Below are 14,523 nucleotides of genomic sequence, written 5' to 3'. Positions count from 1 at the left end.
TCCCGACCCTCGCCACCAACACGATCGGCACGGCCTGCGAGATCGCGAAGACGGGCCTGTCCGACCTGGAATGGGACAGGTACGTCGGCGATCTCCCGTACCGGGAGAGCTGCTAGCGAGCCGACCACGACGTCGGCCAACACACCCACGCCGGCCACCGCCAGCGCCGCGATCGCCGCCACCGGTGGGGGCCACCGCGCGTCGGCCGGCCGCCACGCTGTCGGCTCAGGTCAGGATCGCCAGTTCGCCGTACAGGTAACCCGCGTTGATCCGCACCATCTGGGCGAGTCCGGCGCCCCGCTGTTCCGGCAGCGGCCGCACCGCGCCGATGGTGCTCTCCAGGTCGCCGTTCTGCACGTAGGCCAGAGCGGAGTCGACCTGGTTCATCGGCACCGTGACGGTGTACAGGGCGTCAAGCGCGATGCCCACGCAGCCGGCTGCCGAGATCCCGCGACTTCTGCGCCACGAGTGAAACAGGTCCGTTTCGTGCGCCGGATTCTTCTCCTGGCCCGCGTGGCGACGATCCGCTGGGCGGGCACGACGGACGCGGCGAGCTGTTCGCCGCGCAGCTGCGCCTTATCAGCTGTAAACTTTTGACTGTTGGTCGGCGGCTTGACACACCGCCGACCAACACCTCCCAAAACGCCCCAGTGCACGCAAGGAGCACGCATGGACGACATCGCCATCGGCGGCACGAGACTTGACCACGCCGGCGCCCAGAAGGATCACTCGGCGGGGTTCTCGGCCGGCATGCGGCCCGACCTCGTCGTCACCGCGGCGACCCGCCCGTTCGGCGTCCGGGTGATCGGGGCCAGGAGCGGGACCAGTGTGGTGACCACCGAATGGTTCGACACGGTGCAGCGGCGGGCTGAGTGGATCGCTCAGGCCCAGGACGTCACCGTCGACCTGCGTCCCCTGATCCGGCTCACCGACCACGACGAAGTCGGCACCTTTCTCGGCGGGCGCGAGGTGGCCTCCCTGCAGGTCCTCGCGCAGGAGGCACGCGAGGAGGCTCGGCAGGCCGGGTTGCGCCACGCCGACCTCGAACTCCGCATCGCGACCGCCGAACTCCGCGCGGTGTTGCCGACCGCGACCGCGATCGTGGCCGACCTGGCCAGCGCGCTGGTTGGGGAGGGCAATCCGTTCGTCGAGGAGGTCCGCGACGCCACGGGCAACGCGATCTGGACCCAGGACTACACAGAGTGCACGCACATCATCGACACCGACGTCGTCGATCGCGTCGCGGAACACCTGAGCGTCGGTTTGGACTACGCCGACGCCAGCGCCGTGGGCTGGGAACCGTTCACCGATGCCCAACTCGCCGCGTGGGCCGGCACCACCACGCTCTGGGGTGAGTACTACTCGCTCACCCTGCCCACCACGCCCCGGTCGGGCGCAGCCGCCCACTAGCGGACGACCGTCGATGGCGGCACCACCGCGGGAACGTCAGCCCTGAGTACGCGGCGAACAGTCCGGGATGGACACATCCCGCCTGGATATCGACTGATCTCGCCTGGCGTCGCGAGCGCCGCGTCCAGCACCACAGCACGCGTCCGGCCGCGTCGCCTTGGCCCGCCGTGAGTGCACCCGCACTCCGATGCCCGCCTCACCCGACAGCGTGCCGTGTCCAGCCCAGGCGCGAGCACGTCGTCCACCGATCTCACCACGCCACGTCGAACACGGCTCCACACCACGGAACGGAACACCCTCATCGTGAACACCACTCCACACCACACACCACCCAGATACTTCACCAGCTCGGACATCGCCGCCCACTTCGGTGTCACCGTCGCGGCCGTCTCCAACTGGCGCCGCCGCTACGGTTCTGGCTCGCCGACGCCGTTTCCCGCACCGGACGAAGACCACCCCATACCGCTGTGGCAGCAGGATCGCTGGCCAGAGATCGACGCCTGGCAGGAACGCCGCCGCGGATCACGTCGAGGCCCGCGCACCACCCTGCTCCAGCAGCCTGACGGACTGCACCTGTCGATAGCCACCATGGCCGAGAAGCTGAATGTGACGCCAGCGACCGTTCGCCGCTGGCGCCGCATCCCGATGCCCACACCGTTTCCCCTACCGGACAAGGAGATCATCCAGAAGACGCGGACCATTCCCTTGTGGCGCGAGGAACAATGGCCGGACATCCAGGCGTGGCGCGAGTGGCATCTCACCAGCGGAGCCGGTCGGCAACGCTCAACCCGAGCCTCCCAGCATGAAGTCCCGTCCGGACAGGACCCGCAGGCAACGCTGCCGCCGCCGTCGCACTACCTGAACGCGCGTCGCGGGTCCTCCCGGACGGGGGTCCGACGCGGACACGTTCGACGCGCCAGCGTTCGTCGAATGGTGCGATAGGACCCACGCCGAAACCATTGCCTCCCAACAACATGCGCCTTATTGGCTGTATACTTTGACATGTTGGGGTGACGCCCGACGCAGCTGTTCTCCCAAAACAACCCGAAAGGAACGCGCACATGGCCACCACTGGCCCCGACCCCACTGTGGACTTCACGCAAGCCGCTGCGGCCGTGATCAACTCCGTCGAGAACATCCGAGGTGGCCTCGCCAGCCGACACCTCCGGATACTGCTGGGCTTCTCAGCGTGTCGCACCGGCAACCCGTCCATACCGGGATGGCACAACCACGAGCAGTGCCGTGTCTCGACGGGCCGGCGGATCGCCGAAGCACTCTGGAACATCTGTGACGAGGTCAAGTTCACCGGTCCGGCATCCAGCGAGCGGATCGCCGCCAATCTTGTCGACCTGCACAGGGCGTTTCGCACCGAGACCGCCCTGCGGCGGTCACTGGGACAGCGCTAGCTGTCCACCCAACCCAACTCCTGAACGGGGCCAGGTTCGCCGCTTGCGGGCCTGGCCCCGGTTGCTACTCGGGGCGCGAGGTGGATGCATGCACACAAAGCCGACAAGGACCCCAGTGAGAGCGGGCTAGGCCGGCCCATTCGCCAACTGGTCCTCGAACGCGGCCCCCTCGCTGCTGTCCGTTGTGGCCGCTGGTGGGCCAGATCGCACGTCGGGTTCTGGCTGAGCCCTGCGTCGAGCAGCCCGTCGCGGAAGGCGAGGCGGGGGCGGCGGGAAGCCGACCTCTTCCAACTCTTCCGCGGTCCACCCCGCCGCCTGCGCAGCCCGGTAGGTGGCATGCCACTGCTCAAGATTGGTCTTGATAGTGGCTTCCGCTTGCGCCTTCAGTTCCCGGCCCTGACGCGCGGCCTCCTGCTGCAACTCCTGATACTTCTGGCGCGCCGCTTGCAGCACCTCCTGGCCACGCTGCCGCGCTCGTTCGGCGAGCTCCTCGGCCCGCCGGCGGGCGATGCGCCGCGTCTCGTCGGGATCGGCCCCGACCTGGGCAGCGTCCGCAAGCGCGGCGAGCGCGTCCATGCGCGGCTGCACCACCACCCGAGCCAGCACCGCCTCGGCGCTCTTCAGCGCACCCTTGTTCATGCGAGCGCGCGACGACGTGGTCGCGCGAGCGCGTGTCTTGTTCTCCCCCATGCCATTCGATCGTAGCCGCGGTTGAGGACACGCAGGAAAGCCAACAGCTCAGCGACATCTCCGCGCGCTACCGGAGGTCGTTCACAACGCAGACCTGCTCTTTTTTAGCTGTAAACTTTTACATGTTGGTCGGGGTGACGCTCGGTCCACCACACCTCCCAAAACATCCCCCTTTTCTTTCTTCTGCAGTACTGCCATGCGCGCTGCCGCAACGCCTCCTCACCGGGTTCTGAACGTCGTCGACGCGGTTGGTCAACCGGGCGGCGCGACGCCCGGAGGGATCGACGCCCCCGAGGGGAGGTGACCCCGGTGCTGATCCTCAACGGTGGCGGGCTTCCCACGCTCGAACGGTGCCGCATCCAGTACCCGGGCGGGGACACCCATCTCGGTCGGTTGGCCCGGCCCCGGCACATCAGCAAGCTGCGCGCCACACTGGACGCCGGGTTCAAGGTCGGGATCGACTGCGACGCGTTCAGCGACTGGAACCTGGACCGGTTCGTCGCGATGATCGGGCAGATCGAGCGGCAACTCTGGGGTCGGGTTCTCACCCACACGGAGCGGATCGCCGCGCTCGCGCCGATCGGGCTGGACCGTCCCGCCGGGTGGCCGCCACGGGTATTGAAGGCGCCGCCGGCCTGGCACCGGAATCTGTTGTTCGTCTGTGTGCCCGACGTGCCGTTCGACGCGGCGGCGACCGCGCGCCGGTGGTCGGAATGGGCGCCGCTGCTGGCGAACCTGCCCCTTGCGCTGTGCGTGCAGGACGGCGCCACCGTGACCGGAATCCCGTGGAATTGGCCCGGCCTGCGGTGCTTGTTCATGGCGTTAACCGACCGGTCTTTCTGCTGTTCGTGGTGTGTGTCAGCCGATCGTGATCTTCAGGTGGCGTGCTTCGTAACCGACTCTGTTTGTGATGTTGCTGGTGTCGTCGACAGGGGTCGTGTGGTCGTGCGGTTGGTGATCGGAGATGTCCGGGTTCAGGAGGTTGTGCGTGGTGGCGGTCGCCGCGCGTACACGATCGTCGGGGCGGACGTGGCCGTACTGCCGCTCGTCGATGGATTCCTCCGTGGTTGTGAGCCGGGCACGGCGCGAACATATGCGTACATGCTTGTTGATCATTTGCGGTGGTTGCCCACGGAGGGCCTGACGTTGGCGACGACGACGTTGCGGGATCTGCAGCGGTACATGGGCTTGGTCGGGGCCGAGCACCGGGGGCCTTACGGCGCGCCGTGGCGGGTGGGGAAGCGTCCGCTTGGGCAGAGTGGGCTGGAGGTGATGGCCGCGTGCTTGAAGGGCCTGTACGCCTTTCAGGGGTCGCAGGGCGTCAACCGCGAGCTGGCCGAGCACCTGGATCAGTCCCGGTTGCCGACCAAGGCTGACCGGCGGCGGGTGTTTCTCGGGCACACGCTGCGGGAGATGCCCGCGAACCCCTTGACGCCTGGGAAGGTCGTCCGTCGCCGGCACCCGAAGATGGCGCCGGAGGGTGCCCGTGGACGGCTGGTCGACGGTCGGGCGGCGGCGCGGGATCGCATGATTGTCACTTGGCTGGCCGACGGCGGCTTCCGGGTTGGTGAGTTGTGTGGCTTGCACCTGGCCGACCTGCACCTGCGGGAGGCAGCGGCCTGCGGTGAGTGTCGGGCACCGCACGTGCACATCTGCCATCGCGAGGGCAACGTGAACCGGAGCCGGGTCAAGACCAAGCATCCGTGGCGTGTGGTTGACGGGGTGATCTGCGGTGGCATGGTGCGCCGGGTGAGTCCGGCGATGATCTCGACCTACTTCGACTACATGACCAGCGAGTATCCCCGCGATGCCGGGCACGGCATGGTGCTGGTCCAGTTGCACGGCGCCCGCGCCGGGCAGCCGCTGGCCACGGTCGGGGTACGGCGGATGTTGCAGCGCGCCGGCCGGGAGCTGGAGCTGGGGAAGGTGCTGCCGCACCAGTTCCGGCACAGCTTCGCCACCGGGGTGCTGGACGCCTCGGGCGGCAACCTCGTCTACGCCCGGGACGCCGGTGGCTGGGCCTCGGCTACGACGGTCGATGAGATCTACGGCCACGCCGACGTGCACGACCCGAAGTTCGCCGCCGCGCTCAACCGGGTCTGGGCAGGTGAGCAGTGAGCGTTCAGCTGGAGTTGGTTCCGCTGGAGCAGCCGAGCCGGGTCACCCGTGACCGACTGGAGTTGCTGACCGCGCTGTTGCACGGGCCGGGCGTGGACGAGCTTTATCGGCAGGAGGTGATCGAGTTCCCGGCCGATGATCCGGTCTATGGCTGGGGCTGCACCATCCCCAAGTGCGGGTGTCCCCGCGTCTGGATTGAGGGCGCCAGGATGTGTAAGACGCACTACGAGCAGTGGCTGACGGCACGCGCGGCCGGCTCGACCCGCGCGGAGTTCAACAGCGGCGCCGTTGCTCTCAAAGGTACGCGCACACCGCTGCAGGAGTGCCAGATCTGCCCTGGCCGCCCGGTCCTGAGCCGGAGCACCACGTTGTGTCGTCGGCACGACGGGAACTGGGACTATCACCGCGACCGGCTCGAAGGGTCCTTTGAGGACTGGCTGGCTGAGCAGCGGCCCTACCCGGGCTACGAGCGTTGCCAGGTGGTGGTCTGCGTCAACCTGGCCGAGAGCCCGCTCGGGTTCTGCGGCCCGCACCGTGAGAACTACCACGACGCCGGTCGGCCGGGCGGCGCGCGGCTGCCGGTCAACTGGGTGCGCCGGTTCGAGGACCAGGGTCTGCCCGTTCCGGTGGGGGTCGACGATCCGGCGGCGTTGCGGGCGTGGTGTCGGATCGCGCGGACGGTCCGGCATGGCGGCGAGGTCAGCCTGCTGGGCCTGCGGCCGCTGCTGATGGCGGAGCTGCAGTGGGGCTTGCACCGGCACGCCCTGCGGAAGGCGTCCGCGCACTGGGCGCTGGGCTGGATCACGGCGTTCGTGCATTACTGCCGGGTGCGGGACCTGGCCTGCCTGGACGCGGTTGATGTCGACGGCTGCTCGCACACCGACCGGATGATGACGGTGGAGATCCGCAACGAGCTGCGGTTGGTCTACTTCAGCCCGGCGGACTCGAAGGAGGCCGGGTTCATCGAGACCGAGCACTTCGGTCGCCGGCTGTCCGTGACTTCTAGCTACTTCGATCTCACCGGTGTCGAGGTCCGCTGGTTGCGGGACCTGCTCTGGGACCACCTGGCCGCGCGGCTACGATCGGCGCAGTGCCCGCGTTCGCGCAAGCCGTTCGACGGGCTGCGACACGGCGCGCAGGCGCTGAGTGCGTTCCTGGTGCTCGACGCGCCCGCCGGCGGTGAGGACCCGCGGCTGCTGCACGCCGAGCACATGCAGCGCTTCGTCGCCGATGTCCGGCACCGGGAACGCGAAGGGCTCCCGCAGTTGGGCTGGCGCCGCGCCGACCGGGAGCCCTCGATCCTCACCGAGCACACCCGCCGCGACATCTTCAACTACGCTCGCCGGCTGCTGATCGACGCGCTCGAGTCCGGCGAGACCAACCAGCTCGGACTGGACCCGAAGTTCATCGCCGCGCTGCCCAACGGCGGGGACAACAAGAAGATCTCCCGCAACCCGTTCACCGACGAAGTCGCCCGTGCCCTGGTCGACGAGACCAACCTCGCCCGGCTGGGCAGCCCCGAGTTCGACCCCTATGACCGCGGTTACCGCGACGTCTGGGAGACCATCGCCGCGACCGGGCGGCGCTGCTCGGAGGTGCTCAACCTGCGCTTGGACTGCATCGGTCACTACAACGGCCTGCCGATGCTCTGGCACGACCAGACCAAGGTCGGCAACTACAACGCCGGCATCCGTATACCGCAACGGATCTACGACGTCCTGGACGCACGCCGCCGCAAGACGTTGGTCCATTTTGAACACCGCAATGCCCGCCAGCCCACACCACAGGAACGCGTGACGATGGCGTTGTTTCCCTCCCGCACCCGCAATCGCGGCGAAGCCCGCGCGATCGCCTACTCCGCCTTCAACCAACCCTTCCGGGACTGGGTGGCCAGTCTGGACCTTGGGCACTGCGTCGCGCACCAGGCCCGGCACACCCTGGCCACCAAGCTGCTCAAGCACGGCGCCACGCTCAGCCACATCCGCCAGTACCTCGGCCAGGTGTCCGAGCGGATGGCCGAGCACTACACCAAGGTCGCCGGCTCCGAACTCGACGACATCCTCCAGGTCGTCTGGGTCGCCGGCCCCGGCACCCCGAACCCCGGCCAACTGCTCTCCACCGACATCACCGCCCCACTGGACCGGCACAAAGCACTCGCGATGGCGTTGAACCTCAGCCGCAGCAGCACCCCGGCCGAGGGCGGGTTCTGCACCTTCCAACCCGTCGTCGACGGCGGCGCCTGCCCCTACAAGCTGGACTGCGAGAACTGCGACCGGTTCGTCATGTCCGGCGCCGACCTGCTCTACTGGCGCCGCAAGCAGGAACAGTGGCACTCCATCGCAGAACGTGCACCCGACGACGCCACCGCCGACTACCTGCACAAGGTGTTCGAACCCACCGCATAGGCCATCGCCGGCCTGGAGAAGGCCCTGGCCGCGCTCGGCCTCCTCGACGACGCCCTCGCCCTGGACCTGCGGCGCCCGCAGGACTACTTCCACCGCGTCTGGAACGTCGGCTTCCTCACCACCGACCTCAAGTACGCCGCCAACGACGCCACGGACGACACCGAGCCTGGCGAGTCGACCGCCGATTTGGACGTGTCATGACGACCGCACCGCAGACTCAGGCCGCGCTCGCCGCCCGACGTCGCAAAGTCGACGCGATGCTGGATCGTGTCCGCGCCACGATCACGCAGATGACCCGTGATCATGCGCCGGTCACCGTCCAGGCGATCAGCCGGCGCGCGGACGTCTCCCGCGCGTTCCTCTACCAGAACGCCCAGGCCCGCGCCCTGGTCACCGACGCCCTCACCAACGCTGGCGCGCAGCGGCAGCACGCCGTTCACGCTGCGGACCAGGCCGCCGAGTTGGCCTGGCGCGAACGCGCGCTCAACGCCGAAGAGGCCCTCAAGACGGCGCACGGCGAGATTCGCAGCCAGCGCGTCCGCATCGCCGAGCTCCTCGGCCGCATCCGCGACCTCGAACTCGACCTGCCTCAGGACGCCGTCCAACGACTCGCCACCGAGAACACCACTCTCAAACAACACAACCGCACCCTGGCTGCCGAGGTCAAGAACCTGACCGATCGGCTGACCGCATCCCGCAGCAACAACCGGTCCCTGGAACGCGAACTCTCCGAGCTACAGGCTGAGATCCTCGACCCTCAGACCACACGACATCTTCGATCACTCGAACCAGTTGCTGAACCACGACCATAGGATCGATCCCACACAGCGCGCGCGTTCCGACGGGGGTCAAGCCCCCTTCGGGACTTCGGAGGAACCAATGATTGACGCAGCAGAAGAGCTGCATGGCATCTACTCCGGCCTGTCTGATGCCTGGCGCACCTGGATGTCGGACAAGTCGATCGTTGAGAACTCTCCTGCGGCTCAGTGGCTCCGCGACGATCTGCCGGACACGACCGTCACCACGTTCGAGGTGCTGCTTAAGGGCATCGAGTTTTCTGTCATGGAAACTGGCTTGGCTGTCCGAGACCACCTCCGCAGTCTGACGAGCGCCTATCCAACCCCTGCAATTCGCCAGGCGGATCCGGAAGCGTCGCCATGGCCGGGATCGTCAGCGTTTACTCTGGCTCGTTCAATCCTTGAGGGAACTGCGTTGATCACGTGGTTGCTCGACGGCACGGTCGATCACGACGAACGCGCGCGACGATCAGCCCGACTGATCCTCTGGTCAGCACATCACGGCACCAGGTGGGCCGATGCCACCGGCAACACCCACGAACCGACTGCTACACCCGACTACTGGAAGCAGATCATCGAGGAAGCCGGATTCCCCGTCACAACTGTGCAGGGACAATTCGTAGTCGAGAGGCGCTTCCAGCACACCGAGGTCATCAGTGCCGCCTTCGGCGATCACGGCAAACACCTCTACAGCCGATGGAGCGGTGCAGCCCACCATGCACCCTGGGTGCTCACGCCCGGCACCTACCTCCGCCCGGACGAGAACGGGGGCGGCCATTACATGGGGACGAGCTCACGTCTCGCTGATCACGTCGACGCCGCCGCGGATGTCAGCGACCTACTCCTCACAAGCTCGGAATCAATCCGGACCTACTGGGGACGCACCGACACCGACCAGCGTCGCGAACAAATCAGCGTCCGGGCGGCCGAACTTCGGACCGACGCTGCTCAGCTTCGAGCAGGCCAGGACTCACACGAGAGCTGACAACCGAAGCCTCTCGGCGGAGCAGGCCGGACGTTGACCGGTTGATTCCCACGTCAAACCCTATGTAGAATCTCTACATGGCCGACTTTCAGGTGACCACCACGGTCGCCAGCGTGCTCGGGGAGTTTCTGGAGGACGTCGACCAGCCTCAGTATGGCTTTGACCTCATGCGGCGTTGCGGGTTGGCGAGTGGGTCGCTCTATCCAATCCTCGCCCGGCTTGAGCGGGCAGGCTGGATCGTGGGCAAGGTCGAGGAGGTCGACCCCGCACACAAGGCTCGTCCGCCACGGAAGTACTACCTGCTCACCGGTCACGGAGTGGTTGAAGCGACCAGAGAGCTGGCCGTTCTCAGCGCGAAGCTGCGTCTACCGTCGACCCTTCTGCCTCAGCCCACCGGGGAAGGGGGTTTCGCATGAAAACCTTCCTCACCGCGCTCGGCAGCCTGCTGCTCTTCGTCCTCGGCAACGCGGTCGGGAGCGTCCTGAGCAAAGAGGTGGAGGGGTGGCTGGATCAGATCAGCTTCGCCATCCTGCGCCTGGCTCGATGGAGGCTTCCCGTTGAGCTACGGGAGCAGAAGCACGACCAAGAGTGGAAGCCCGAGCTGAACCACATCATCGCTGAGCTGAAAGAACGCCCGCTCACCAGGCTGCGGAGGGGACTGTGCTTCGCGACTGGGTTGCTGTGGTCTGCCCGCAAGATTGCTCGTGAGGCGGGAATTCCGACACTCTGGGCTCGAGGGCGACAAGCCTTCGCCGGCGCGAGCCTGCGGATGAAGTTCTGCATATACGTCGCGAGCTTCGTAGCCGTGTGCACCCTGGTGACGGTGAGCTTCCTGCTCGGCGCTGCCGCCATCACAGCACACGGCGGCACCGTTCCGGCTTTCATGTCGGACACGACGACCAACCCCCTGATAGCAGGCACGACACTTCTGTGGCTCATATGCCCACAGATCCTCCTCATCGCAGCGCCGATTTCGACCAGTGAGCAACATCCCCAACCGATACGGGCACGGCGGAAGGCGTCCACCTAGCTCAGTCAGAGCCAGCCCATCCAAGCGCACTCAGATCGGCGCGGACCTGGATCAGGGTCCGCGCCGATCTGTGCGTTGAATCCGGGCGAGCCTGACTGGCCAACCATCCGTACCGAAAGTCACGTCGCACACCTGCGTGAGACGCAGAACCCCAGCTAGACGCCGGTCTACGGAACGTTCTGGTCGGTTAAATGGCCGGCAGCACGGACTTCAAGCTCTCCGACCAGATGGCCGCGATTTGTCGCGAAGGCAAGCGGCGTGGCCTGTGGATCCACGCCGGCCGGGTCAACACCCCCGACCGGATCGACCACATGCTCGGACTGGGATTCGTCGACAGCATCGACGGGAGCGCCTTCGACAAGTTCCGCGACACGCACCTGCCCTGGGCACTCAAGCAACTCTCCACCACACCCGACGAGGTCACTGCGGCGCCACTGCAGGGCCTGCTCGACCTCCCACTCGCTTCGGCCGCCCGTTCGTCGCGCGCGGCGCTGAGTGCGGGAGATGTGCGATGACCCTGCGCCGCCGCCACGTCTACGAACGTCCCGACCTCACGGGCCGCAAGCCCGCAACGGTGGTGTTCTGCAACGGCCTGGGCCTGGACTCCCAGACACTGCTCCATCTCTGGTGCAACGATCCCTCCACACGCGACTTCCCGCTCGACGAACTGTTGGTGATCACCGCCATCGTCGGTGACGAGTACGCGGCGACGACCGCCGCGGCAAATGTCGGTAATTCCGGCTATCAGAACATGAGGAGTTCTCACTCGTCGATGCATCAAACTTCCCTTTCCAGGGCAGGCCATGCTGGGCGCTCAAGCCGCGCCCGAACACCGTCGGCCGCGCTGATGTGTGGTCAGCAGAAGATGGCGATGTCGAAGGCCCTGTCCTGCTGGACGAAGGGCTTGTCCTGCTCAGAGCCCGGATCGGTGGGGTTGCAGATCCGCACAAGCGTCTGGTTCGAGACGGTGCGCGCGGCGATGGCGAACCCCGGCGTGTGGAGGACACCGTCGCCGAGTTCTACCTACGGTGACCACTACAACTCAATCAGTGATGGTATGACGCACCTCGGCACGCCTGAGCCAAACGCGAGTGACCGTCTGCCGTTACGTGGGCGAAGTACTTTGCCGCCGGTGCGCCTGGCCCACCGGGATCGCACTTCTGCCAGGAACCCCCCGGTGGCCCGCCACGGTGGGCGGTCCATACGTAGTTGTCCGTATCTCCATGGCGCGTCGACCACTCTTCTCTTGCATGGACAGAACCCTGGCGGCCAAGGACTTGCGGCAGGTGCTCGACCTCCTCCACGCCATCCACGACAACGACACCGCGACCACGCTGCCCCAGCCGGTGTTCGCCGCGGTTGCCGCCCCGGTCGGCTGTGAGTCCGCGGTCTACATCCGGCTCGACGCGGCAACGCCTCGGGTGACGGTCGTCGGAGACGAGCCGGCCGACGTCGACGCCGGCCGCAGCCCGGCGTTCTCCCGAGTCGTCGGTGAACACCCGCTGTTCCGCGCCTACCGGGCAGGGCGGATCGTGCCGCACTCCTCGGTCGCCCTGAGCGACGTAGCGAACACCCGCCAACTCACCGGGCTCCGGCTGTATCGCGAGTTCCACGAGCCGGTGGGCATCGTGGAACAGTTCATCGGCGTGGTGCGCGAGGACCGGCCCCACGTGTCGGCCCTGGTGTTTCACCGGGACCGGCGCGTGGGGTGCGCGACCGTGACCGGGCGGTGCTCGACCTGCTTTCGCACCAAATCTCCGAAGCCGAACGGCACCGCTACCGCCTTGCCGGCCTACCGCAGTAGTGCCGACACTGCGCCGGCACGACGAGCACCTGGACCCTGGCACAGCCACTGCTGGCCAATCTCACCCCGGGGAACGTGAGTGGTCAAGCACCTCGCCGCCGGCCTGACCGACCGCGAGATCGCCCACGCCTGACCATCAGCCCACGCATCACCGGCAAGCACCTCGAGAACATCTACGCCAAGCTCGGCGTGACCAACCGGGCCAGTCTCATCGCCGCTGTCCACTCACGCTGGGCCTGGAAGAGGGGCGGGGTCTTGTAATTTTCGACGTTTACAGTCCCACCGGGCAACCGGTACGGGCTATGGAACTGCAGGTGCGTGACACGTGCACCGCTGACACCTGTCATTTTGAAGCCGGCCGCAACCGCGCCACCCGAGCGATCTCATCGATCGCTTCTTCACTCAACGATCGAACGATACGCGCACGACGGGCAGCGGTCGAGTTGGTGCCGAGTGAGCCCTTGGTGAACCAGTCGCGGAAATCCTGACCGCAGTTCGGCGCCGGTAGCACGCGCGGCTTAGCAGCTGTGCCTCTGTGCGGCGTGGTCCGATCAGCTTCGGTGCGAGACCGCTCGCTGGTCGCCGCAAGATCGCTCAGAAAGGTGACAACGCGCTCGGCCCGCTGCAGCATGCCCCGGCGCTTCAGCTCTGCGATGCAGTTCAGCAACACGCGATCGCTACGAGCAGATTCGATAACCTTGATGATGTGCGCGACCTCGACCTCGCCCTCAGCTCTGGGGAGTGCGCGTCCGACCGCGTGGGCCACCCGCGTGTCGCGGATAACGATCACGAGGTGCCGCGCCACCAGCGCCAGCACCACGGCGGCGACTACGCCGCCTGCGATCGTCCAGATGAGCGGCCAGTCGACGTCACTGGTCGACGACGACGTCTGCTGTTTGGAACTGGAGGTCGTGGTGGTGGGGGTCGTGGTGGTGGGTGTCGCATCCGAAGAACCGTCGGAACCTGTGATCCAGTTGCTGAGGAGCGTCAGCCCGAGGCCGAGCGCCGCTATCCCACCTAGAAACAGCACGACGAAGCCGAGGCCCTTCAGTCCTTCCCAGATTCCGCGCCGGTGGCGGTAGAGGCCTCTGCCCGTCGCGGCGACTGCCCGTCCGGAAGCCGCGCCTGCACGCATGAGGCGGCGTTGTGCGTTGACGGCGGGCAGCAACGGCAACAACGCGATATGTGGCATGCGGTCGTTCACCACAATGCGCAACGCCGACAGCGGCCACATCAGCAGGAATGCCGAGACGGCGAGTGCTGCAAGGGCACGGGAATCCCGGACGCCGGGCATAGCCAAGGGAACCAGCAGCGACACTCGCACGAGCAGTCCCAGCACCCGGTAGGAGTGTCCGGTTTGCCGCCGGAAGACGGCCGTCACCGCGTTGCGCACCACCTGGATCGGCACCAACAGCCGAACTCGCGGACTCCACGAGTAACGCGGATGCGTGGAGATCATCAGCAGAGATAGATGGGAGATGGCGACGTAACTGACCGCCAGGGCTAGTTCCGCCCACACGCCGGGAATTGCTGCACCCAGCGTCCAGATGGTCAGCCCGGCGACGCCCAGGGCGAGCACCGCGTCGACGTAAGGGATCGCCAGCTGCAGACGCAGCGTACGCGCGAGTTTCCCGACCGGATCCGCGCGGCGCACCCAGGCGCGCACCGTTTCCAGTCGCGGGCGGCGCAGTGCCCCGGTCAGCCACTGGGTCACGAGGCCTCGTCGCACGTATCGCCCGAGATCGTCCGGCACCATCGGCAGACCGCCCAGCTGACGGTAGGCCTCCTCGCGCAACATAGGACTACCGGACGAGAAAGCCTTGTTAAGCAGTAAAAGTTGATACTCCGATGTCGTGAGGGGCAAGGCTTCGAGCGCCG

14 protein-coding genes are annotated in these 14,523 nt (G+C 66.9%); 11 read left to right on the top strand and 3 right to left on the bottom strand.

Annotated elements, in window-relative coordinates; translation table 11 throughout:
- Nucleotides 1-225 precede the first annotated feature (225 nt).
- Nucleotides 226-429: a hypothetical protein gene (locus tag ACJ73U_RS39805; protein WP_407782959.1), complete on the bottom strand. Its 204-nt coding sequence runs from the start codon at nucleotides 427-429 to the stop codon at nucleotides 226-228.
- A gap of 240 nt (nucleotides 430-669) precedes the next feature.
- On the opposite strand from ACJ73U_RS39805, the gene ACJ73U_RS39800 reads away from it, so the two are divergent.
- The 3 genes from ACJ73U_RS39800 to ACJ73U_RS39790 all read left to right on the top strand — a co-directional run bounded on the left by ACJ73U_RS39800 (nucleotide 670) and on the right by ACJ73U_RS39790 (nucleotide 2,816).
- Nucleotides 670-1,410: a hypothetical protein gene (locus ACJ73U_RS39800; RefSeq protein ID WP_407782958.1), complete on the top strand. Its 741-nt coding sequence runs from the start codon at nucleotides 670-672 to the stop codon at nucleotides 1,408-1,410.
- A gap of 303 nt (nucleotides 1,411-1,713) precedes the next feature.
- The gene (locus ACJ73U_RS39795; protein WP_407782957.1) at nucleotides 1,714-2,352 is read left to right on the top strand and encodes a hypothetical protein; all 639 of its coding nucleotides are present in this window, start codon (nucleotides 1,714-1,716) and stop codon (nucleotides 2,350-2,352) included.
- 119 nt (nucleotides 2,353-2,471) lie between these two features.
- Nucleotides 2,472-2,816, top strand: coding sequence for a hypothetical protein (locus tag ACJ73U_RS39790; protein WP_407782956.1), 345 nt, complete (start codon nucleotides 2,472-2,474; stop codon nucleotides 2,814-2,816).
- Nucleotides 2,817-2,942: 126 nt separating this feature from the next.
- Here ACJ73U_RS39790 and ACJ73U_RS39785 read toward each other — a convergent pair whose 3' ends face one another.
- Nucleotides 2,943-3,506 carry a hypothetical protein gene (locus ACJ73U_RS39785; RefSeq protein ID WP_407782955.1) on the bottom strand — a complete coding sequence of 188 codons (564 nt, stop codon included), beginning with the start codon at nucleotides 3,504-3,506 and terminating at the stop codon, nucleotides 2,943-2,945.
- A 504-nt stretch (nucleotides 3,507-4,010) separates the two neighbouring features.
- Between ACJ73U_RS39785 and ACJ73U_RS39780 the strand changes: the two genes are divergently transcribed.
- The 8 genes from ACJ73U_RS39780 (at nucleotide 4,011) to ACJ73U_RS39745 (ending at nucleotide 12,724) form a co-directional block, all read left to right on the top strand.
- The gene (locus ACJ73U_RS39780) at nucleotides 4,011-5,624 is read left to right on the top strand and encodes a tyrosine-type recombinase/integrase (protein WP_407782954.1); all 1,614 of its coding nucleotides are present in this window, start codon (nucleotides 4,011-4,013) and stop codon (nucleotides 5,622-5,624) included.
- The gene (locus ACJ73U_RS39775; protein WP_407782953.1) at nucleotides 5,621-8,029 is read left to right on the top strand and encodes a tyrosine-type recombinase/integrase; all 2,409 of its coding nucleotides are present in this window, start codon (nucleotides 5,621-5,623) and stop codon (nucleotides 8,027-8,029) included. The genes ACJ73U_RS39780 and ACJ73U_RS39775 overlap by 4 nt, the downstream gene beginning before the upstream one ends.
- A 197-nt stretch (nucleotides 8,030-8,226) precedes the next feature.
- The gene (locus tag ACJ73U_RS39770; protein WP_407782952.1) at nucleotides 8,227-8,841 is read left to right on the top strand and encodes a DUF6262 family protein; all 615 of its coding nucleotides are present in this window, start codon (nucleotides 8,227-8,229) and stop codon (nucleotides 8,839-8,841) included.
- A gap of 67 nt (nucleotides 8,842-8,908) precedes the next feature.
- Complete coding sequence (locus tag ACJ73U_RS39765; protein WP_407782951.1) at nucleotides 8,909-9,811, top strand: hypothetical protein; 903 nt, start codon at nucleotides 8,909-8,911, stop codon at nucleotides 9,809-9,811.
- A gap of 77 nt (nucleotides 9,812-9,888) precedes the next feature.
- Complete coding sequence (locus ACJ73U_RS39760; protein WP_407782950.1) at nucleotides 9,889-10,227, top strand: PadR family transcriptional regulator; 339 nt, start codon at nucleotides 9,889-9,891, stop codon at nucleotides 10,225-10,227.
- On the top strand, nucleotides 10,224-10,841 hold the full coding sequence (locus ACJ73U_RS39755; RefSeq protein ID WP_407782949.1) for a hypothetical protein: 618 nt from the start codon (nucleotides 10,224-10,226) through the stop codon (nucleotides 10,839-10,841). Before ACJ73U_RS39760 ends, ACJ73U_RS39755 begins: the two co-directional genes overlap by 4 nt.
- A gap of 191 nt (nucleotides 10,842-11,032) precedes the next feature.
- Entirely contained in the window at nucleotides 11,033-11,356 is a 324-nt protein-coding gene (locus tag ACJ73U_RS39750) for a hypothetical protein (RefSeq protein WP_407782948.1), read from the top strand.
- A gap of 735 nt (nucleotides 11,357-12,091) precedes the next feature.
- Entirely contained in the window at nucleotides 12,092-12,724 is a 633-nt protein-coding gene (locus tag ACJ73U_RS39745) for a hypothetical protein (protein WP_407782947.1), read from the top strand.
- 264 nt (nucleotides 12,725-12,988) lie between these two features.
- Here ACJ73U_RS39745 and ACJ73U_RS39740 read toward each other — a convergent pair.
- A partial coding sequence (locus ACJ73U_RS39740) for a hypothetical protein (protein WP_407782946.1) occupies nucleotides 12,989-14,523 on the bottom strand: 1,535 nt, incomplete at its 5' end.

Origin of the sequence: Actinophytocola sp., from assembly GCF_045807065.1 — a bacterium.
Lineage (GTDB): Bacteria > Actinomycetota > Actinomycetes > Mycobacteriales > Pseudonocardiaceae > Actinophytocola.
The sequence above is the reverse complement of the archived record's forward strand: the minus strand, read 5'-3'. Positions and strand labels throughout refer to the sequence as shown.

What these genes read in the sequence shown, in the direction of transcription:
- ACJ73U_RS39800 (WP_407782958.1), top strand. Translation starts at nt 670, where the DNA reads ATGGACGACATCGCCATCGGCGGCACGAGACTTGACCACGCCGGCGCC.
- ACJ73U_RS39790 (WP_407782956.1), top strand. Translation starts at nt 2,472, where the DNA reads ATGGCCACCACTGGCCCCGACCCCACTGTGGACTTCACGCAAGCCGCT.
- ACJ73U_RS39785 (WP_407782955.1), bottom strand. Translation starts at nt 3,506, where the DNA reads ATGGGGGAGAACAAGACACGCGCTCGCGCGACCACGTCGTCGCGCGCT.
- ACJ73U_RS39780 (WP_407782954.1), top strand. Translation starts at nt 4,011, where the DNA reads ATGATCGGGCAGATCGAGCGGCAACTCTGGGGTCGGGTTCTCACCCAC.
- ACJ73U_RS39770 (WP_407782952.1), top strand. Translation starts at nt 8,227, where the DNA reads ATGACGACCGCACCGCAGACTCAGGCCGCGCTCGCCGCCCGACGTCGC.
- ACJ73U_RS39765 (WP_407782951.1), top strand. Translation starts at nt 8,909, where the DNA reads ATGATTGACGCAGCAGAAGAGCTGCATGGCATCTACTCCGGCCTGTCT.
- ACJ73U_RS39760 (WP_407782950.1), top strand. Translation starts at nt 9,889, where the DNA reads ATGGCCGACTTTCAGGTGACCACCACGGTCGCCAGCGTGCTCGGGGAG.
- ACJ73U_RS39755 (WP_407782949.1), top strand. Translation starts at nt 10,224, where the DNA reads ATGAAAACCTTCCTCACCGCGCTCGGCAGCCTGCTGCTCTTCGTCCTC.
- ACJ73U_RS39750 (WP_407782948.1), top strand. Translation starts at nt 11,033, where the DNA reads ATGGCCGGCAGCACGGACTTCAAGCTCTCCGACCAGATGGCCGCGATT.
- ACJ73U_RS39745 (WP_407782947.1), top strand. Translation starts at nt 12,092, where the DNA reads ATGGACAGAACCCTGGCGGCCAAGGACTTGCGGCAGGTGCTCGACCTC.